Source organism: Roseimaritima sediminicola (genome assembly GCF_009618275.1).
Classification (GTDB): Bacteria; Planctomycetota; Planctomycetia; order Pirellulales; family Pirellulaceae; genus Roseimaritima; species Roseimaritima sediminicola.
In genome coordinates, this window is record NZ_WIAD01000033.1 from 14,743 (window position 1) to 35,237 (window position 20,495).

At 62.9% G+C, this 20,495-nt stretch carries 16 protein-coding genes; 7 read left to right on the forward strand and 9 right to left on the reverse strand.

Translation table 11 applies throughout. The features are described from left to right. Positions 1-172 precede the first annotated feature (172 nt). Complete coding sequence (locus GE027_RS15415) at positions 173-616, forward strand: hypothetical protein (protein ID WP_153558107.1); 444 nt, start codon at positions 173-175, stop codon at positions 614-616. Between the two features lie 77 nt (positions 617-693). Here GE027_RS15415 and truB read toward each other — a convergent pair whose 3' ends face one another. From truB to GE027_RS15430, 3 genes are read right to left on the reverse strand one after another with little or no spacing between them, the layout of a single operon-like run. Then, positions 694-1,551 (reverse strand): tRNA pseudouridine(55) synthase TruB, encoded by an 858-nt coding sequence (gene truB, locus GE027_RS15420; protein WP_162006754.1) that lies wholly within the window; start codon positions 1,549-1,551, stop codon positions 694-696. 11 nt (positions 1,552-1,562) lie between these two features. Continuing rightward, on the reverse strand, positions 1,563-3,662 hold the full coding sequence (locus GE027_RS15425; RefSeq protein WP_153558109.1) for an ABC transporter permease subunit/CPBP intramembrane protease: 2,100 nt from the start codon (positions 3,660-3,662) through the stop codon (positions 1,563-1,565). A gap of 14 nt (positions 3,663-3,676) precedes the next feature. Continuing rightward, positions 3,677-4,450 carry an ATP-binding cassette domain-containing protein gene (locus GE027_RS15430; RefSeq protein ID WP_153558110.1) on the reverse strand — a complete coding sequence of 258 codons (774 nt, stop codon included), beginning with the start codon at positions 4,448-4,450 and terminating at the stop codon, positions 3,677-3,679. Between the two features lie 277 nt (positions 4,451-4,727). On the opposite strand from GE027_RS15430, the gene GE027_RS15435 reads away from it, so the two are divergent. Next, a complete protein-coding gene (locus GE027_RS15435) occupies positions 4,728-6,056 on the forward strand; it encodes an adenylosuccinate synthase (RefSeq protein WP_202617430.1) in 1,329 nt (442 codons plus the stop codon). A 200-nt stretch (positions 6,057-6,256) separates the two neighbouring features. Beyond that, a complete protein-coding gene (gene uppS, locus GE027_RS15440) occupies positions 6,257-7,012 on the forward strand; it encodes a polyprenyl diphosphate synthase (RefSeq protein WP_153558136.1) in 756 nt (251 codons plus the stop codon). A 16-nt stretch (positions 7,013-7,028) separates the two neighbouring features. Here the strand turns inward: uppS and GE027_RS15445 are convergent, their stop codons facing one another. The 5 genes from GE027_RS15445 to GE027_RS15465 all read right to left on the reverse strand — a co-directional run bounded on the left by GE027_RS15445 (position 7,029) and on the right by GE027_RS15465 (position 12,049). Further along, positions 7,029-7,472 (reverse strand): hypothetical protein, encoded by a 444-nt coding sequence (locus GE027_RS15445; RefSeq protein WP_153558111.1) that lies wholly within the window; start codon positions 7,470-7,472, stop codon positions 7,029-7,031. Between the two features lie 44 nt (positions 7,473-7,516). Next, positions 7,517-8,467: a DUF1559 family PulG-like putative transporter gene (locus GE027_RS15450; RefSeq protein ID WP_153558112.1), complete on the reverse strand. Its 951-nt coding sequence runs from the start codon at positions 8,465-8,467 to the stop codon at positions 7,517-7,519. 145 nt (positions 8,468-8,612) lie between these two features. Further along, positions 8,613-9,971, reverse strand: a complete 1,359-nt coding sequence (locus GE027_RS15455; protein WP_153558113.1) for a twin-arginine translocation signal domain-containing protein — start codon at positions 9,969-9,971, stop codon at positions 8,613-8,615. Positions 9,972-10,280: 309 nt separating this feature from the next. Further along, positions 10,281-11,015: a response regulator transcription factor gene (locus tag GE027_RS15460; RefSeq protein WP_153558114.1), complete on the reverse strand. Its 735-nt coding sequence runs from the start codon at positions 11,013-11,015 to the stop codon at positions 10,281-10,283. Between the two features lie 2 nt (positions 11,016-11,017). Further along, positions 11,018-12,049, reverse strand: coding sequence for a sensor histidine kinase (locus GE027_RS15465; protein WP_153558115.1), 1,032 nt, complete (start codon positions 12,047-12,049; stop codon positions 11,018-11,020). A gap of 223 nt (positions 12,050-12,272) precedes the next feature. Between GE027_RS15465 and GE027_RS15470 the strand changes: the two genes are divergently transcribed. Genes GE027_RS15470 through GE027_RS15480 form a run of 3 tightly spaced genes read left to right on the forward strand, consistent with a single transcriptional unit; the run spans position 12,273 to position 16,146 of the window. Further along, a complete protein-coding gene (locus GE027_RS15470; RefSeq protein ID WP_153558116.1) occupies positions 12,273-12,719 on the forward strand; it encodes a hypothetical protein in 447 nt (148 codons plus the stop codon). Positions 12,720-12,730: 11 nt separating this feature from the next. After that, positions 12,731-13,768 carry an ABC transporter ATP-binding protein gene (locus GE027_RS15475; protein ID WP_153558117.1) on the forward strand — a complete coding sequence of 346 codons (1,038 nt, stop codon included), beginning with the start codon at positions 12,731-12,733 and terminating at the stop codon, positions 13,766-13,768. Continuing rightward, entirely contained in the window at positions 13,768-16,146 is a 2,379-nt protein-coding gene (locus tag GE027_RS15480) for an ABC transporter permease (RefSeq protein ID WP_153558118.1), read from the forward strand. Before GE027_RS15475 ends, GE027_RS15480 begins: the two co-directional genes overlap by 1 nt. Here the strand turns inward: GE027_RS15480 and GE027_RS15485 are convergent. Beyond that, the gene (locus GE027_RS15485; RefSeq protein WP_153558119.1) at positions 16,143-17,426 is read right to left on the reverse strand and encodes an outer membrane protein assembly factor BamB family protein; all 1,284 of its coding nucleotides are present in this window, start codon (positions 17,424-17,426) and stop codon (positions 16,143-16,145) included. The genes GE027_RS15480 and GE027_RS15485 overlap by 4 nt on opposite strands. A 245-nt stretch (positions 17,427-17,671) precedes the next feature. Between GE027_RS15485 and GE027_RS15490 the strand changes: the two genes are divergently transcribed. Then, a complete protein-coding gene (locus tag GE027_RS15490) occupies positions 17,672-20,428 on the forward strand; it encodes a tetratricopeptide repeat protein (protein ID WP_153558120.1) in 2,757 nt (918 codons plus the stop codon). Positions 20,429-20,495 lie beyond the last annotated feature (67 nt).

Genomic DNA, 20,495 nt, shown 5'->3' on the forward strand with positions numbered 1-20,495 from the left:
TATCTAACGATGGCCGATTCGGCCGAAACGGTCGTGCGACGATCAGTTGTTCGGAAAACGACGCTCTCAAAACAGGGTCGCGATCAGGACTATTACGCCTCGTTGACACCCGAGCAACGGGTTGCAATGGTCTGGCCGTTGACAGTCACGGCTTGGAAGTTTGCGTATCCCGATGGATTTGAATCCCGATTTTCGCGACATGTTGCACGCGTTGAACGACGCTGATGCAGATTTCCTGGTCGTCGGCGCCTACGCGGTAGCGGCTCATGGATATCCGCGTGCTACTGGCGATTTGGATATTTGGGTGCGGGCGGATGTGGGCAACGCTCCGAGGGTCATCGCGGCACTTTCCGCGTTTGGGGCTCCAATGGATCAGATCTCGGAGAAGGATTTCGCGTCACCCTCGCTTGTCTTTCAGATCGGCGTCCCGCCTAGCCGAATCGATATCATGACCGACATTTCAGGTGTGGATTTTGGGGCCGCGTGGGATTCGCGAATATCGATCACAATCGATGATATTACATTTTCCGTTCTTGGCCGTGCTGATTTGCTTGCTAACAAGCGAGCATCTGGTCGCCCGAAAGACTTGGCTGACCTTGACGCGTTGGGCGAATGAAAAACCGGAGAAAGATTAAACCAATCGTTCAAGTACACGACTACGAGTACGAGATCAGGTCGAAGCGTTGGCCGGGACTACGCGCCATGAAAGCTGCGTTTGGCTCGCCAGCCACCGCCCCGCGGCACCAACACGGCTCGCAGGTTCTGCTCCGCATCGATCGCGGCGACCTCGCCGCCGTCCTTTGCCGGACGAGACAATTCGACCACCTGCCCCTGTTCGATGCGTTTCAGGGTGTCCTCATCGCACTCGACGCGGGGCATGTGCGGCACCGCTCGCAGCGGCGACAGCAACAGCTGGTCGATGTCACCCTCGCGCAGCTCTTCCAGCGAACACGCTTCCGGCAACGTAAAGTCTCCGATTGCCGTTCGCACCAACGACGTCATCACGGCCACCGTGTCGCAGGCCGCCGCTAGATCGACACCGATGCTGCGGACGTACGTCCCGGAGCCACAGCAGATTTCCAGCCGCACGTCGGGGTAACGGTAGTGCAGGACTTTCAGTTCATGGATCATCACGGTGCGCGGCTTCATCGTCACCTGCTTGCCCTGACGGACCAGGTCGTAGGCTCGGCGGCCGTCGATCTTGATGGCCGAATGGGCGGGCGGAACCTGCTGGATTCGTCCGGTCAACTGCTGGGCGGCCGCGGCGATTCTGGCGTCGGTGGGCTGGGGCGCATCGGGCAGGGCCACGGGTTGCTCCTCGAGATCTCCCGAGGGCGTGTGGACTCCCAAGCGAAACTCCGCCACGTACCGCTTGGGCAATGCGTGCAGGTATTCGGTCAACCGCGAAGCCTGCCCCACGGGCAACAACAGCACGCCGCTAGCCAACGGATCCAGCGTCCCGGCATGGCCCACCTTGGCCGGCCGCAAACGTCGATACAGATTGTTCACCGCCACGCGCGAGGTCACGCCCACCGGCTTGTTGCAATTCACGATCCCAAACGTCACGTCGACTCTTTATCCTTTCTTTCTTCGGAAGGCTTCGTCCCCAATCCCACAAACACGACGCCGACCAGCACGGCCACCGCGGCGGCCGTCAGCACCACCGCCGGCAGATGCTCTCCGTCGCTGACGTCCCAGCCCCACCGCTTCAGCGTCTCCTCATAGCGAATCACCATCATCAACAACGCGTCGTGCGTAAAGTGCAGGATGATGGCCGGATACAACGAACCGGCTCGCCACGAAACCCATCCCAGCACGATCCCCACCAGGGTCGACGGGATCATGCGTTCGATCTTCAGGACGTTGCCGGTCAACACATGGAACAGCCCGAACAGCAGCGCGCACAACAGGATCGTTCGCCAGGGGCCGAGCCGACGTCCGAAGGCCGAAAACAAATATCCGCGGTAACACAGCTCTTCGATCACGCCGGGCGTGACCGCGAACGTTACCAACAACAGCAGCGGAGACAGCCGCTGCATTTCTTGCTTGGTATCGTCGGCTCGCTGCAACAGGTCGGGATCCAGCGAACCGATGCCGATCATCTCGCCCAGCAACGTGGCTTCAAAGGCAAATGCCCACAGCCCCAATCCGACGGCGAATGCCCCGAACAGGGCGAGCGGCGAACAGGCGCGCAACCGGAACGTGCTCTTCAGTCGATCGCGGCTGAGCAGGGCGACGGCCAGCGGAATTCCGCCGAACAACACGATCAGGGCCAGAGCGTTGACCACCAACCGGCCGCCCATCGACGCCGGACCGAATTGAGCCAAAACGTTGGACGTGACGAAGTAGATGGGAAACAGCAACGCCATCGTCATCGCGGCTTCGCTGACGCTGGGCACCGCCCGGGGCCGTTCGGGCCGGGCGAACAGCGACCCGATCGACAGCTCGCTGCTGCGCAGCACGGCATCGGAACCGAACAGGCGAGCGGCCAGGGTGAGCGCTGCGGCGGCATAGATGATCGTGGACACCACCGCCGCCGCGGCCGGCATCACCGCCGCTTCGCCGGCCAGAACGTCGCGGGTCAACAGAATAATATTCACCAACGGCATCACCGCCAGCGGACCGGCCAGCTGGATCCCGGGCAACAAACTCATCATGGCCGGGGCGAGCGACAACAGCATCAGCGGCACGAGATAAGCCTGAGCCTCTTTGAAGCTGCGAGCGAAACTGGTCAGCGCCAACAGCACGGCCGAGAAGAACCCGCTGAACAGAACCAACAGCACCAACGTCTGCAGGATCGCGACCCAGGGAAACGCCGCGTCGGCTCCCAGCAGATGATGCAGCAAGCCGCTGGCCCACAGGGTCAGGAACATCGCGAACAGGTTGATCACCGCGGTCAACAGCGCCACGGTCACCACGGCGGTGTACTTGGCGAACAGCACCGCACCGCGCGGCACCGGCGACGCGATCACCGCTTCGATGGTTCCGCGTTCGCGTTCCCCGGCGGTCAAGTCGATGGCCGGATACACCGCTCCGGTGATCGTCATCAGGACCAACATCAACGGCACGACGGTCGCCAGCAGCGGCGCGTCCGCCTCGCCCTCGATCTCACTTGTTTCGACCACCAGCGGCGGCTCGGCGGCCTCGGCCCGCACCTGTTCGAGCCGTTCCCGATACACCGACGCGTTGTACCACTGCATCCGTTCGATCAGGATCCGTCGGGCTTGCTGGCTGGCCGCGTCGCCCTCCAGCGCAACAAACCGCACCTGTTTGGGCAGGTCCCCGGTGGCACTCGCCGCGACTTGAACATTTCCGGCCAACAACGCTTCGGCCGGCGGACGGTCATCGGTGCTGACATAGAATTCGAACCTCGCCAGCGGCAGATCGCCCGCGGCGTCACGGATCGCCTGTGGCGGATGGCTCCGCGGGTCGTGCAGCAACATCTGCAGAAACTCCGCTTCGTCGGCCGTCGCGGTTTGCACGCGGAAACTGGGCGCCGTCCCGGACTGGGCCGAAAGCAGGAACCGGTTCAGCGTCATGCTCAACAGCGGATAGATCAACAGCGGCATCAGGACCAGCGTGATGATCGTGCGCCGGTCGCGCAGCGTCTCGCGCAGTTCCTTGCGGCACAGTCGGACCAGTCGGCCGGTAGATAGATTCATGGTGCGGGCCACGTTCACGCGGGAGCGGCGGGGTCGAACGCCTGCGGGTCGGCCGCGTCGGGCTCGTCCAACAGGTCCACAAACATTTCCACCAGCGACCGTTTGCCGCTGTGCTGCCGGATCTGCTCCAGCGTCCCTTCGTATCGCAACCGGCCGCGGTGCAACAAACCGAAACGGTCGCACAACCGCTCGGCTTCGTCCAGGCGATGCGTGCAGACCACGACCGCTTTGCCCAGCGAGCGCAGGTGGTCGATGTAGCGGAAGATCGTCTGGCTGCCCACCACGTCCAGTCCCCGCGTGGGTTCATCGAGCAGCATCACCGGCGGGTCGTGAATCAAGCCACGCACCAGCGTCACCCGTTGCCGCTGGCCCGTACTGAGGGCGCCGGCGCGGCGGTCCAACAGGTCTTCGATGTCCATGACCTGGGCGAGGGCGGCGAGGTTCTGTTCGGCTTGCGAGGGCCGGACGTCATACAGGTCGGCAAAGTACAGCAGCATCTCGCGGACGGTCAGCCAGGGATAGACGCCGTCGCTGGCCGAGACGAATCCCAGCCGAGATTTGACCGCATCGGGATCGGCATCGGTGCGGAAGCCGTCGACCTGGGCGTACCCGCGATCCGGGTCCAGCAACCCCAGGATCATCCGCAGGGTGGTCGTCTTGCCGGCTCCGTTGGGCCCCATCAACCCGTACACCTCGCCCGGCGAAACGGCGAAGGACAGCCCTTCGACCGCCGTCAGAACGCCTCGTTCCAACTGGAATCGCTTGTGCAGATCACAGGTTTCCAGCATGACAGGGCCGCGGAAGAAGAACACGTAGAGGAAAAGCTCACGTTATCTTAACGTCCTGGCAGGGCCATCGGACAGGGCCGGCCCGGCCCCCACGCCGGCCCACCCCCCACGCCGGCGCCCGCACGCCGACGCGGGCTGCGAATCGGCCGGGCGGCGATGCCGGAGGCTGTTTTTGTCAGGCATTCACGCCCTGGCCACCTTGTCTATTCGGGGACCGTCTTCTACCCTCTGTTGCTTGGTTTCTTTCCAACAAAAACGGCTGACCGGAGAATTGCTGGTGCCCGGAACATGTGTGATTGGTTTGCAGTGGGGCGACGAGGCCAAAGGGAAACTCGTCGATCTGCTGGCGAACGAGTTCGAATTGGTCGTCCGTTATCAGGGCGGGGCCAATGCAGGCCATACCGTGGTCGCTGGCGATGAAGTCTACAAACTGCACCACATTCCCAGTGGAATCCTGCACCCCCAAGTCCAAAACCTGATCACGCCGGGCGTGGTGATCAATCCCGCCACGTTGCTGGACGAGGTGGATGGGTTGGCCGGCCGCGGGGTGATCGTGGAAAACAACCTGCGGATCAGCGAGCGGGCGCATCTGGTGATGCCCTGGCACATCGCCGAAGACCGCCTGATCAATCAACAACGCGTCGGCAACGAATCGATCGGCACCACCAATCGTGGGATCGGCCCTTGTTACCGCGACAAGGTGGGCCGCACCCACGCGATCCGCGCCATCGATTTGATCGAAGCCGGACGCGACGAGCGGATTGCGGCGGTCGCCGAACAGAAATTGACCGTTCTGCGAGCCCTGGGCGGCACCGACGAGGAACTCGCCCAGGTCGCACCCGAGCGCGTGGTCGAGATGGCCACCGGCTGGGCCCAGCGTCTAGAGCCGATGATCGGTGACACCACCTACACCCTGCTGGACGCCGCCGAGCAGGATCGCCGGATTCTGTTCGAAGGAGCGCAAGGGGCGCTGCTGGATATCGACCACGGCACCTATCCCTTTGTCACCAGCAGCAACAGCAGCGGCGTGGGCATCAGCGCCGGTGCCGGCGTGCCGCCGCGTTGGATCGGCGAAGTGATCGGCGTCTGCAAGGCCTACAGTACGCGTGTGGGTGGCGGACCGTTTCCCACCGAATTGGAAGACGAAGTCGGCGACAAGATCCGCAAACTGGGTAACGAGTTCGGCACCACGACCGGTCGTCCGCGACGCTGTGGCTGGATCGATGCGGTGGCCCTTCGCTACACCGCCCGCCTGAGCGGTGCAACGCGTTTGGCGCTGATGATGATGGACGTGCTGAGCCACCTGGAAGAGATCAAGATCTGCGTGGCCTACGAGCTGGACGGCAAACGCATCGACCAACTGCCCTGCCACGCCGAGGCGCTGCGTCGTTGCCGTCCGATTTACGAAACCGTTCCCGGCTGGATGCAACCGGTCGACGACGCCCGCGCGGTCAGCGATTTTCCGTCCGGCGCGATGGACTATGTCCGCCGCATCGAGGAGCTGGTCGGCGTGCCGGTGGGCATCCTCTCGGTCGGTCCGGATCGCATTCAGACCATCTTTGTCGACCGCACGCCCGCCGCGATTGCCGCCGCAGCATCCGCCTAAAGTGGCATAGGCTTCCAGCCTGTGATAGTAGCACGGCTGTCTCAGCCGTAGCAAAACAGACTTTCGGCTGGGACAGCCGAGCTACTCTGTGGCACAGGCTTCCAGCCCGTGTCTCCCTCCCAAACATCGATCGTGGCATCGGCCGCCAGCCCTGGGGTTTCCTCACAGGCCGGAAGCCGATGCTACTGGAAGAGCAAACGATGCCCGAGCGACCGGCCTCCGCACCGCAACCGCTGACCTGGGACCTGCCGTCGGCAGCCCTGCCGCGGCACATTGCAATGATCATGGACGGCAACGGTCGTTGGGCCCAGCGTCAGGGCCGACCCCGGATCGAAGGCCATCGCCACGGCGTGCGGACGGTGCGGATGGTCAGCGAAACCTGCACCCAACTGGGCATCGATGCGGTCACGCTGTACTGCCTGTCCAGCGAGAACTGGAAACGTCCTCCCGAAGAGCTGGACTTTCTGATGCACCTGCTCGAGCAGTACATGATCGAAGAGCGACGCTTGATCATGGAGCAGGGGATTCGCTTGAAAGTGATCGGTCGCCGCGACCGCCTGCCCGCGAGTGTGCTGGCGGAGATGAACAAGACGCTGGCGATGAGCCGCGAGAATCCGGGCACGCAATTGGTCCTGGCGATCGACTACGGCGGCCGCGACGAGATCGTCCGCGCGGTCCGCGAGCTGGGCGGCGAAATCGCCCGGGGCCAGCTTGCCCCCGAGGACATCGACGAAGCCCGCTTCGCCGAGGCCTTGGATACTCGCGGGCTGCCCGAACCGGATCTTTTGATTCGCACCGGCGGCGACATGCGGATCAGCAACTACCTGCTGTGGCAGATCAGCTACGCCGAGCTGTGGGTGACCGAGGCCTGTTGGCCCGAGTTCACGCAGGAAGGCTTTCTGCAAGCCCTCCGCGACTTCGCTACCCGCGACCGCCGCTTCGGCGGCCTCAACTGAGCAAGTGGCAACGCGTTTATTCCAGATGAAATTCCAGCATATTTTCACCTTCGACGATCGTTGCCGACAGGCCCGACGTGTTGGCGTTGCCATACTTGGGCGGAACCAACTCTTTGGGGGCTGAGTTGATATCTTCCGGTGATCCGTCGCCGATGTCCAAGGCGGTGATCGTAACCCCGTGATCGCCCAGGACCGCACCGTCGTCCTCGCCGTAGGTCTTCAGGACGAAAGTGCCGTCTTCGGCGATGTTGCCCGTCGCAGGCGGACCGTTGCCCTCCGGCGTCAACATGACCGTACCCATCGGGACCGGAGCCCCATCGTAGGTCACGATCCCTTTCGCCGGAGCCGTGGGAAATTCATTGGCAGGAGGCCCGCAGCCTACCGACGCCAACATCAGGGCCGCGGAAACCGAGGCGGTAAAGCAATGTGCCGTAGCAGCACGTACGGAAAAATAATTCAAGACAGTCATTGGGTCGGTACAAATGAAGGAAGCTAGGTCGGACATTACGGCAATTCAACAACTTCGCCTTCACCGGCTGTGGCCAGGGCGTGCAGGACGTTCAGATTCATCGTTTCCGTCAGGAAGTGCGTACTGCCATCGGCAAAGGTGAACTGAGCTCCGCCCGGGTGAGCACTGCGATAAGGCGTCGCATTATGGGTGAAGGATCCCGAGTAGTTGATCGGGAACTGAACGTATTTGTTGTCGATCTGTAGGAAACCGTTACCAGCACCGTAGTAGTAATACCCCCAGGTCCAGGGACGAATTCCACCCCAGCCGTTCATCTGGGAATCGGTCCAGTCCAACTTGGCCGACGTTTCCCCGAACAACAACGTCGTGCTGGTGCCGTCGGTGATCGAGGCAAACCGCGTATCGCTGAGCGGATAGACGACGCCCGAGGTGCTGTAATTGCGGAAGGCCGCCGAACCGGAAACCATGCCTACGTTGACCGAACCCGCATTGGCTCGGTAATGCAGCGCCGCCTGCTTGATCCCGATCTGGCCGGCAGCGTTCGCTTGGTCCCCGTCGGGCGAGGACGGACACAGGTAGCTGGGGATTGGGTCCACGAATATATCGTGTCCGCCGTTGTGAGGTGCCCCCAACTGGCGATACGGAGCGATCGTCACCAACGCGTCCGGGGCGAACGTGTTCATCATATCCAGGCGATTACCCTGCTCGATGTAGTCGAACAAGCGAGCCGGCCATCCCATTTTATAATAGCTGACCGCCATCGCGCCGGTAGGAAACTTCTGATAGGTGTCGTGATAGTTGTGCATTGCCAAGCCCAACTGTTTCAGGTTGTTGCCGCACTGCATCCGGCGAGCTGCCTCACGGGCCGCCTGAACCGCTGGCAACAACAATCCGACGAGGACTCCAATGATCGCGATGACGACCAACAATTCCACCAACGTAAATGCATGACGTCGCGACTTCGGGGAGCGGGTACGTGTCGGCATTGAGTCTGACCTTTTCGAGTCTCAGAGAAAAAACAGTGGTACTTCTAAAACGGACACACGTCCGTTCCGTTGGGGCTCTCGGTGCGAGCCTAGTATAGATCACCATGGAGCGCTTCGCAGCGTTCGGATCGGGGCGAGCAGACGCCTACCGGTGCGGCTGGGTCCAGGCCGCGGGATGGGATTGCCAGTCTGTCTGGGAGTCGTCACCGACCTTGACGATCTTTGCTCGCACGTACAGGTCTTCGGGCTTTAAAGTATAGGCGCCTTCGGTGCCCTCAACCGTCTCGAGCACGACGCCGATCGAGTCGGAGAAAACGTCGATCTTCCGGGCTGGATTTCGCGAGCCTTTCGGCACGTCGATCTGTTGGCTTGAGGGGTCGTAGTCTTTTCTCGTTCCGATGAACTCGATCCGGTAACGACCTTCCTCGCGGACATCGATCTTGACCGAAAGCGTCTTTCCAGCGAACTGGATGTCTTCGAAATCCAGTCCGTTGGAGGCGTAGAAATCGCCTTCACGAATGGCGGCCAACAGGTCCGGCACCGCGAGACTTTCTGCCCGGACAACGCTCCACGCTTTGGCGGGTTTGGTGTAATCGTGCCGGTCGTCCGAGCCGATGCCAAGCAACAACGGTTGGTCGTGGGCCGCACGATGGGCATTGACCACGTCCCAAAACTCTTCGGGCTTCCAGCCCTCGGGATGGGCATCGTAACGGCCATCGATGCTGTTGTTGTTTAACTCGAACAGCCGAATCCGCGGCAAGGCGATCAGATCGCGGGGCGAAAAATCATAGTACCGCCACAACGGATGGTCCGCGATGAACAGATAGTCCTGTCCGCGGTAGACCTCTTTGCCCTTGGTAAAGTTCTGATCGAAAATCTCCGCCGGAGTCTCGGCTTGGATGTAGGAAAAGACTTCGCGGACGTTGATGAAGTTCATGTGAACTTGTTGTCCGTTGGGACAACCGCCGGTTTGTTCATAGCCCGGAATCATCAGGAACTTCCCCGGCTCGACGAACTGCGATTCCAGTTCTGCAAACGTCGCCATGCGAACATAGGTCTGGCCACCGACGGTGATCGTGCGAACCGCGTCCTCGCCATACTTCTCCCGCGATTCATCGACGTATCGCTCGGTCAGCTTGGGCCAGCCCTCGATCGGCGAGATGACTTTCCAAAGAGACGTTTCGTCCTTGAAAGCTGCCAGATCCGAGGGCTGGTTGTTGAACCCAAAACCGTGGAAACGCAGTTCGTCGGACTGGAAGATGTTGTGGTCGGTGGGGCAGATAAAGTCGTAGCCGTGCGTCTTGTACCAATCGATGGCCCAGGGCGCAAGCGGTTTGCCATCGGACCACTGGTTGTGCATGTGCAGATTGCCTTTGAACCAGCGTTTCTGTCGCCCGGCGGCGCGTTTGGCGGAGAACGCCGACGAGGTCCCGAGCAGGCTGGCGGCGGCCGCTGCAGTACCGCAGGTCTTCACAAAGTCGCGGCGCGAGGGGTGATGGGTCATGGCTGGCTTTCCGATGGGTGAGGAGGGGTCGCCGGGAGCCGCGATGGCAGGGCCAGTACGAAGGGAGGTCAGTCTGGCGGGATGGCGGGATGGCGGGATGGCGGGTGGGACAAAGAAGACGAGCTCGGTTGGGGCAGCATTCTATCATAGCCGCGGGCGCTCGGCGGGTCGGCGTGCGTGAATACCAGCGACGAAAAAAACCGCCAAAAAAACCGCGGCTATCGCCCTAACGGCTCAGGATCGTCCACCGGCACGTGCGTCTGTGAGCGGGCGGGCTTGCGAACCGGACAGCCCTTACGTCGCCGGAGTTTAGGTCGCCGAAGTGTCGGGCGCGGGGACGAAGCGGTAACCGGCATCGCGGATGGTTAACAGATGCACCGGAGCGGCCGGGTTGGGCTCGATCGCTTTGCGCAGCCGGGCGATGAACTGATCGACGGCGCGGGTTTGCAGATTGCCCGTCATCTCCCAGACTTCGCGCAGCAACTCCTGCCGGCTGATCACGCGGTTGGGGTTTTCGACGAAATAGTTCAACAGCCGCAGTTCCTTGGGCGTCATCCGAAACGGCTCGCCGGCTTTGCGCACCTCGTGCGTCTCGAAATCCACTACCATCTCGCCGAACTCGGTCCGCTTGACCACCTGGTTCGGCGACGCGGCCGCTGGCACCTCGGTGGTCCGAGCATTGCCCAGCAGATTCTTGATCCGGCTGATCAATTCCACCAGTTCGAAAGGTTTGGACAAGTATTGATTCGCTCCCACGTCGAAGCCTCGCGAGCGATCTTCGGCCAGGGTCCGGGCCGAGAGCATCAGGATCGGCATACCCGACCCGGCGGCGCGGATCTGTTCGCACACCGCATAGCCGCTCATCCCCGGCAACATCAAGTCCAGGATAATCAGATCAACCGCGTCGCTGCCTTTGCCCACCAACCGCAGGGCCGTGGGGCCGTCCTCGACCAGGGTCACGCGAAACCCTTCCGCTTCCAGGTTGTACTTGATGCCGATGCCAAGATGTTTTTCGTCTTCGACAACCAGGATGTGTTGCCGCATACTCAGACTCCTCTGCCAGTCGAAGTAGATTGCTCGCGGTTTTCCCGCCCCGGGTGCTGGTTGCCAGACTGTTGGCTGACAGGTCGCTGGTTATCGGGCCGCTTGAGTTCCGGATCTCGCGAAATCACCCCCTTCAGCGTCACTTCGAACACGGTGCCCTCGGCGTCCGGCCGATCATGAACCCGCACCGAACCGCCCAGCGCACGAACGATGTTATGCACCAGGTACAGGCCCAGACCGGTGCCCGGTCGCGAGCGTTCCAGTTCGCTGCCCAAGCGAACGAAACGTCCAAACACTTTTCGTTGTTGATCCACTGGAATGCCGGGTCCGTTGTCGATCACTTGCACCGACACTTGATCCGGATCGCCGGGCGGCGCGGTCACGGTGACCTGTGGCGGCGAGCCGCCGTACTTGACGGCGTTGTCGATCAGGTTGCGAAACAGGATCTCCAGCTGAATCGGTTGGCTCCACACCGTCGTCTGCGGCACGGCCACCTGCACCGTTTCCACCGGCACGCGGTACCGCGCACAAACAACTTCGGCGCACTGTTTGAGCAATTCGTCCAGCTGCAGCTTTGCCTCTTCGGCGGCCAATCCGCCTCGCTGTACGCGGCCGGCGTCCAGTAGATGATTGATCAATTGGTCCAAGCGCTCGACGTCTTCCAGCATCGAACGATGAAAGTCGGCGCGTTGCTCGGCATCCACCTCGCGCATCGTCAACGTCTGCAGGTACAGCTTCAACGAGGCGATCGGGCTTTTCAGTTCGTGGGTGACACTGTCGAGAAAGTTGGACTGCCGTCGACTGAGGTTGACCGCTTTGACCGAAAGCGTCAGGTAGGCGATCACGCCCCCGAGGATGCAGATCAACAACACGCTGCCGACCGGCAACAGCGTCCAGTACACCCCCGAGGGAATGCTTTCTTTGCTGGCCGCGATGATGTTGACCAGGATCCAGGCAACGGTCAGGACCACGACCAGGACGATCATGGCGACGCCCAGCGTGATGGGCACCTTGAGACTGCGGCGTTCAAACATGGGGCAGGGCAGCGACCTTTAACACTGATTCAGCAAAGCTTTACGCAGGTCAAGCATAGCGATCTTCCGGGGCCGGCGGGAGGCCGCCCCGAGACGACACACCCCCCCCGCAGACTGGCCCGGTGAAGCGATGTTTTTATCGGGAAATGCCCATGACGTGGCCGCGACCCGCAAGATAGAATGAAGGAACTCCGTTGCCATCCTGCCGAAGGAAGTGTGAGCGATGCGGTCCGAAACCGGGACACGACGTTTTGACAAACGAACCATGCAACAGGTGCGCGCCGATGCGACGCGGGCCCTCGCGCGGGCGATGTATTGCCCGCAGCGTTCGATGGTCGAACAATTTCGCTGCGTCGACTTCCAACCGGAAACCGAAACCAGCTTTGGTCGCCAGCTGTGGTACTTCGACGCCTTGGCGGTCGACGAATCCCAGCAGGAAATGCACGTGTACGGCGTGATCGAGTACAGCGTGCAGTACGACCTTTACGAGTTGGCCGAGGACGGCGTGTTCCTGGACGCCGACCAACGCGACCGGTTTGAAACGGTGTATCGCCGGCAACCGCTGCGGCCGTCCTGGCGACACCCCGGCCACCGTTGGTTGCTTGTGGCGATGCTGTTGGTATCGATCGGATGGTTGACGGTGCTGTTGCTGCAGAAGTGGATGCCGTAGACACCTCGACCATGCTTGCAACATCACCGGCTGTCAGCCCCCCGATCGTCACGGTCGAAGACCTGCGAAAAACTTATCGTTCGGGCTTGCTCGGCCGTCCCCTATCGGCCCTTCGCGGCGTTTCGCTGGAAGTGCACGCCGGTGAAGTTTTCGGGTTGCTGGGCCCCAACGGTGCCGGCAAAACCACCTTGATCAAGACCCTGCTGGGGATCGTGCGCAAGAGTGGTGGCCGGGCCCGCGTCTTTGGCCAACCGGTGGGCACTTGGCGGTCGCGAAATCGCGTAGGATACCTGCCGGAGAACCTTCGCGTGGAAAAACACCACACCGCCCGTTCGGCCCTGCACCTGTATGGACGGCTGAGCCGGATGTCGGGCGCGGAGATCCATCGGCGCAGCGAAGAGCTGCTGGGAAAAGTCGGGCTGGCCGGCCGCGATCGCGAATCGGTGCGGCGGTTCAGCAAAGGCATGTACCAGCGGCTGGGACTCGCTCAGGCTCTGATGCATGACCCGGACCTGTTGATCCTGGACGAACCCACCGATGGCCTGGATCCGGTGGGCCGCTCGGAGATCCGGCAATTGCTGCTGCAGTTGCGTGGCGAAGGCAAGACGATCTTTCTGAACAGCCACATCATGCAGGAAGTCGAAGCGGTGTGCGACCGCGTGGCGGTGATGGCTCGCGGCACGCTCCGCGGTGTGGGCTCGATCGAAGAGCTGACCGCGCACAGCGGACCGGAGCGGTTCGAATTGGTCGTCTTGGGCGATGTGGAGCGGGTCCGTGCGGCCCTGCCCGATACGCTAGCCTCGACCGCAACCCTGTCCATCGACCCGGCCTCGACCACTCACCCGACGCCGACCTGTTTCCTGCAGATCCAGTGCAGCGATGCCGCTCAGATCGATGCCTGCGTCGATGCCCTTCGCCACGCGGGGCTCTCCATCCGCCGCCTGCAGCCTCCGGTGCAAACGCTGGAAGACGCGTTCTTCGCTTTGGTTGACGAAGCCCACCCCGGCGAAGCCCTCCCCGGCGAAGCCACTGGCGCGGAGGTTCGCTGATGGGACCGTACCTGGCGGTGATCGTCGATTCTTTCCGCGCGGCTTCCGCCTCGCGGGTGCTGTGGATCGCTTTGGCGGCCGTGATATTGTTTCTGATTGCGCTCGCCCCAGTGGGCTACCGCGAGAACGTGGTGACTCGCGTGTCGCCACGGGACATCGTCGATGCCCAGCGGCTTGCCCAGCGGCTGCGGACCGATCTCAAAAACCCCAGCGACAGGCCCTCGGCGCGGATCGCGGCGGCCCTACCTGAAACGATCCAACAACAGATCCGCCGCAGCGACCAGCCGCAGAGCGAAACGCGGCTGGACGAGCAGGCGTTTGCCGATGCTTTCAGCGAACTGCTGCAAAACGACGACGCCTGGTACGACGCCGAGGCCTGGCAGTCCACGACTCGGCTGCGGGAACTGCGCCAGTTGGACGACCTGTCGGCGTCGCAGCTGAGCGAGGATCAGCGGCTGCGGCGGGCCCGCCTGCGACTGGAAGCGGGTCTCCGCGGCGCGATCCGTCCACGTCCCGAAAAAACCCTCTCGCTGACCTATGCGACGTTTTCCACGCCGGCCGAATGGCCTTTGTCGCAGTACCTGTTCCGGCAAACCCTGACCTCGCTGGTGCTGCCGCCGATCCTGAACGGTTTGCTGGGCATCATCGGCATCGTGCTAGGCATCCTGGTCACCGCGCCGATTCTGCCGGAGATGCTGCAGCCCGGTTCACTGCACCTGCTGCTCAGCAAGCCGGTTTCGCGTCCGCTGTTGTACCTGGCCAAATTCCTCGGTGGCTGTGCCTTCATGCTGATGTGTGTCGGGCCGCTGTTGGTCGGCGTGTGGCTGATCCTGGGTTGGCGTTTCGACCTCTGGCTGGGCAGATTGTTCTACTGCATCCCGGTGTACCTGCTGCTGTTCATGGTCTACTACAGCGTTTCCTGCCTGGCCGCGCTGCAGTGGAAATCACCCATCGTAGCCGCGTTGGTGGCGATGGGATTCTGGGTGGCCTGCGGAGCGATCGGGATCGCCAGTTCGTACATGGATGAATGGGTCAGTGAGCCGGCCCGGCTGACGGGTGTTACGCTGACGGGCGTTACGCTGACGGGCGTTTCGACCGGGTCCCTCGACGAGATTGACACAAGCGAAAGGGAGTCAGGCGAGCAGGTCGCGGCTGGCCAGCGGGTCGTGTTTGGCAACACCCGCGGGGGCGAGCTGCAGTACTGGGACCAGACAAACCGCCGCTGGCAAACGGTCGCCTTGGAGGACTATCCCGGCGAGGTCATCCTGGGTCCGGTCCCCATCGGGAACCAACAGTTTGCCGCAACACGCAAATCGCTCCGGCCCTTCGGTGTCAGCGGCGAAGGCGTGTTGGCGTTGGTCGATGCGGACGAGCAATTCGCCGTGCGACGCGGCGGCAAGCTGCCCGGCGGAGCCTCTCGGATCTTGTCGACCTCCGACGGGGCCGTGTTGGCGTTCGGTTCGGGCGGCGTGGCGGTCGCCACGGCAGAACGGCTGCGCGAAGGTCCCGCGGCCGAGGTCAGCGGCGGCGGTCTGTTCGGCAGCCTGACCCGTCTGCTGAACTCCGGCACCAAAGACTTTCAAAGCGTCCTGCCCGGCGAAGTGTTTTTACAGGAACCGTTTCAGGTGGCCCTGTTGGCCTCCGATGACGTGATCCTCTACTCGGCCGGCACGCTGAAGCGGATCGATCGTCAGGCCGACTCGTTGCAGTGGGACCTGGTCGCCAGCGCGGAAGTCCAGGGCGATGTGTCGCGAGAAGCGGTCCTGGGCGCCAGCGCCACCACGGTGGCCGTCGTGCGCAAAGACGAACCCATTCAACTGTTTGACGCTGATACACTGGAAGCGATCGGCGAGCTGCAGCCGCCGGGCGACCGCACGATCGTGTCGCTCTCGGGCGACCCCCACAGCGACACGCTGGCCGTCCGTTTCAGCGATCGCAGTGGGGCGTTGTTAAAGACCGGTCCCACACCGCGGTTGGCGGACTTGCCCGACAGCCTGTCCGGTGAATCGCTGGAGCTGCTTCGCTACGACCATCAGGGGCGGCTATTGGCGGTGTACGACCACGACAGCGTGCGACTGCTCGGCGACCTCGCCGGCCCGCCCGAGCTGGAGCTGGAGCCGCGTCTGTCGAGCTGGCGAATGATCAACGAGTACCTCGTCCAGCCGCTGCGGTACGTGATCCCGCAAACGGGCGAGCTGCGCGCCGAAACGGTTCGCGCGGCCCTCAGCGGCGAGGACACGCAGGAATTTGGTCAGGGCATGTTCGCCGAACAAGTCCGTCGACAACTGAACGTCAAACGTCCGGTCTTCACCTGCCTGGGCTTTACCGCCGTCATGCTCCTGATCGGCGGAATCATCTTTACGCGGCAGGATTATTAGCGTCCGCTGATCCGCAGCATCTGCTTGGGGGTTCGCAGCAGCAGGTCCTGTTCGATCGGGACCAGGCTGGAGACGGTAAAGGGGTCCTGGTCGGCCGCTTCGTTGGTCTGCACCACCTCGTGGCTCTGCCGATCGATGACGAACGTGGTGCCGTCTTCCTGGGTGGCGTAGACGTAGCGGTCGGTCACAAGCGGCGAGGCGGTAAAGGAATGTCGCGAGCGGGGCAGTTCGGTCTGCCACAGGTCCTTGCCCGTTTTGGCATCCACACACACCAGAGCACTTTTGTCTCGCAGCACGAAGAACTTGCCCTCGTGCGCGGCCGGCGTGGGCACGTCGGCCCCCAGATCGTCGCGGAACCAAGCGATCGCGTCCTGACCCTTGCCAGCCAACAGGTCCGACGCTCGCACCGCGGTCAGGGTTTCACCACGAGCATAGGGGCAGAGGATGATGCCGTCGGTGGCAACCGGTGACGCGATCGAACGGAAGAATTGTTCGCCGGCGGGATTGAATCCGCCCAGCTTGCCCAGGGTCTGCCCGTCGTCGACGCTGTGCAGGGTCAGGTGATCCGCCCCCAAGACGGCGATTGTCTGCCGGCCATCGACCTCCAACAGCAGCGGGGTCGTGTAACTGTGTTCGGCTTCGACCGGTGCCCCCAGGTTTCGGGCCACCTTCCAAACCTCGTCGCCACTGTTCTTATCCAGGGCGGCCAGGTAACTGTTGTCGCTCTGCATCACCGCCACCACGATCGCCTTGTCGGTCGGGATGGGCGAGGTACCGAGGTTCCACCACAGGGTGTCTTCGCCATAGCGATCCTGCAGGTTGACGTGCCAGCGAACTTCGCCATCGGGACTCACCGACGCCAGATCGCCGCTGCGGTAGTAGGCGTACAACTGGCCCTGATCGATCACCACCGACGGGTTGCTGCCGCTGCCCTTGCGATGGTTCTTGCCGTGCTTGCTGACGCGTTCCTCGCCCAGCTGGCGGTCCCACAGCGGTTTCCCGTTGGCCGCGTCGTAGGCCAGCAGATGGTTGACGCCGTCGACGCCGGCGGTGATATAGATTTTGCCCTCGGCGTGGACGGGCGTACTGCCTCCCCGTCCGGGTGGATCGATACGCCACTCGAACCCGGCATCGGCCGACCACTGAACCGGAAACGGACCACCTGCGGCATAGCCATTTTGTTCACTGCCACGCCACTGCGGCCAACGTTCGGCCGCCGCGGCATCCACCGCGGCAACGGCAACCAATGCCAGGGAAGCAATCCAACCGAGCTTGTTCATTTCTGGATCCTACCAAAGGGTGAAAACACGACGCACTGGGGCGACTCCATTACACTGAAGCGATAGATTTTAGTCTTTGTCGGCACGTTCGTGGGACGTGTCTCTCCGGCAAGCCCACCATCTTTTCGGCGTTTAAACACACTATGCCTCTTCCTGCTCGCCTTCCGACATCCACGATTCACCGTCGTTCGCATCCTCGGGGGCTTCCGCATGCGATCACGGCCGCTGTGGGTTTGATGATCGCCATGACGACCGCCCCGCTGCTGCGGGCTCAATCGGTCGCCGCCGGCGACGATCCACGGTCGCTGGCCAGGGTCGGAGCGGACGAGCTGGGCGAGGGCGATTACGCCCGGCGTCAAAGTGCGATGCGTCGGCTGTGGAGCGAACGAGAGACGATGCGCGAAGCGGTCCAGCGCGCGGCTCGCCATTCCGACCCGGAAGTCGCCTCGCGGGCCCGCTGGATCCTCCAACAATGGCAACAAGGCGTACTGCCGGACATACCGCCGGAGGTGCTCAAGCGGTTGGCCGACAGCGAAGGCATCGAGCGACTGCAGAGGCTGCTGGAAGCGGGTCAGTTTCACGCCGTGATCGTGGCGGCCGAACAAGCGGCAGCGACCGCCGAAGGTCCTTCCCTGCGAGACGACATCAGCGATCTACTGCAGCGACGGTTCGCGTTCTTTGTCCGCACCGCCGAGCAGACCAATCAGTTCGATGCGTTTTGCGATCTGCTGGACGTGGCCACCGAATCGCCGGCGTTGGCCGTCGCGCGAGCCGAATTGTTGACGCGACTGGGTTTCGATCTCGCGGAGCGCGGCGAGCTGCCCGAATCGGCGCGGCGTTGGAGCGAAACGCAGCGGGCGCGGACGACGGTTCTGATCCGCGCCACCCGGGGTGACGTGCCGGCGGCCCTGGAAGCGGCTCGCCAAGCCGACCAGGAAGACATGGTTCGCGCCTGCCTCCTGCTGCTGGGCGATTGGGAAGCATTGATTGGCGAGCCCCGGCGTCAGGCCGAGGCGGCTCCGCCGGGATCGCTGCTGGCCTACCGCAGTTGGTCGGACGTGCTGGTTGCCGCGGCCCGCGCCGGCCAGGACAGCCTGGCCGATCAAGCCGCAGAGCATCTGGCAGAACCCGCTCCCACCGAAGCGGTTTCCGCTGCCGACCGGCCCGCGCTGGAACTTCGCTGGCGCAGCCTCTTGATCCACGGCTACGTCGAACCCGCCCTGCGTCTGCTCCGCAGCCACGACCCGGCCGACGCCGCCGAAGTCCTCGGCTATCTGGGCCGCTTCGACGAAGCTTTCGAGGTGCTGGGAATTCGGCGAGAGTCTTTCGAACAAGATCTGCGCAGTCTCGCCGCCGAGGTCCAGAAACAGGTCACCGCTGGCGAGCCCAAGGGCGAGGACGGCAGCGCTATCAGCCGCCAGCGTCGGTTGCCCGCGATGGATCGAGCCTTGATGGCGGCCAAGTTGTTGCTGCGCGTCGGCGAAGACCTCCGCGCCAAAGCTCTGCTCGAAGAGGTGGCCGGGTTCAGCGGCGGTGACGGGGACACCCGCACTCGCGACCAAGCCGTTGTGACGTTGTGGCAGATGGGACAGAGCGAAGAAGCGTTCGCCCTGGCCGTTCCGCCGGACAATGAGCATCTCAAGCCGATGCTGCTGTACGAACTGCTGCGTTGGATGACCGGCCGCGATGAACCGCAGGCCCGCGCCTTGGCATCGGTCTGGGAAGCTCTGCTGCAACTGCATCCCGAGATTTCCGTGGCGGAGCGTCTGCAGTGGATCGCTGAATTGCAACGCGGCGAGATCCCGTGGGATACCGACCGTGACGGCCGCTTCCGGCGACTGTTCGATCAACTGCAGAGCGGTAAACCCACGGTCCGTCGCTTCAACGGACGGCTGGTCGTCACCGGTCGCGGTTACGCCAGCGCCGAACTCGGCGATTTCTTCCTGCGCCTCGGGCAAACCGAACTCGCCCGACAAATCTACCAACAACGCTCCGCCGCAGGCGACTCCGCCGCCGACCTGCAGCTGGCCCGCTTGGAATTGTCCAGCGGCAGTGCGGCCGACGCCTACGAGATCTATCGCCGGGTCTGGCTGCGCCACAGCAGCGGACGGGGCGAGTCGCAAGAGAGCAACGCCAGCGATGGCGATCTGCTGGTCGCGTTGAAAGCCATGATCGGCGAAATCATCGCTCTGGAACGAACCGGCGACCAAGCCGAAAGCGAGCGACAGCGGCGACTGCTCGGGCGGATGCTGTGCGGTTGCCCGGCGCCGGTGAAGAAAGAATTCTGCGACTACCTGGACGACATCGGCGAAGACGAACTGGCACGCGATACGTTGGAGCGACTGTTACGCTTTAGCGCCTTCGGCGCCGACGAGGAAATCGACTTTGGCCGCGTCGCCATCGGCTACGGTTCGTTGCTGGAAGCGGATTCGCCGGCCGAAGCGGCCCGCTGGCAGGATCTGGCGCTCGCCGGCACACTGGAAACCATGGCGTACTACGCTCGCGGCTATCTGATCTTGCCTGCTCAGCACCTCGGACTGCGAGCCCGGGCGGCGGCCGCAAGAGGCGACGCCGCAGCGGTCGGCGAGTATGTCCGGCGCTCGCTGCGGCTGTACCCGATGAACATCAATATGGCCGAAGACCTGTTTACGGAGCTGCGCGAAGCGGGCCTGGACCAGCAAGCCGACGAGGGACTGACGCAGATTTTCGCGGTCGGCCGCGCGCACCTCGCCCGGTTTCCGCAGGATGCCGAAGACGCCAACAACCTGGCTTGGACCGCGGCGATGTCCGGGCGCCGCTTGGACGAGGCGCTCGAACTGGCTCGCCGTGCCTGCTTCCTCCGGCCCGACAGCGTGTCCTACCGCGACACGTTGGCCGAAGTGCTGTACCAACGCGGCAACCGACGCGAAGCGTTGATCATCGAGCGTCACTGCCTGCTGGACGACCCCGACATGTGGCACCTGCACGAGCAGATCGAGAAATTCGAGGAGGGAGAAGAATGATCTCAAATCTCCTGGTAGGAATAAAATCGTTTACCCCCCTCTCCCCCGAAGCCTGGCGAGCCCAAGC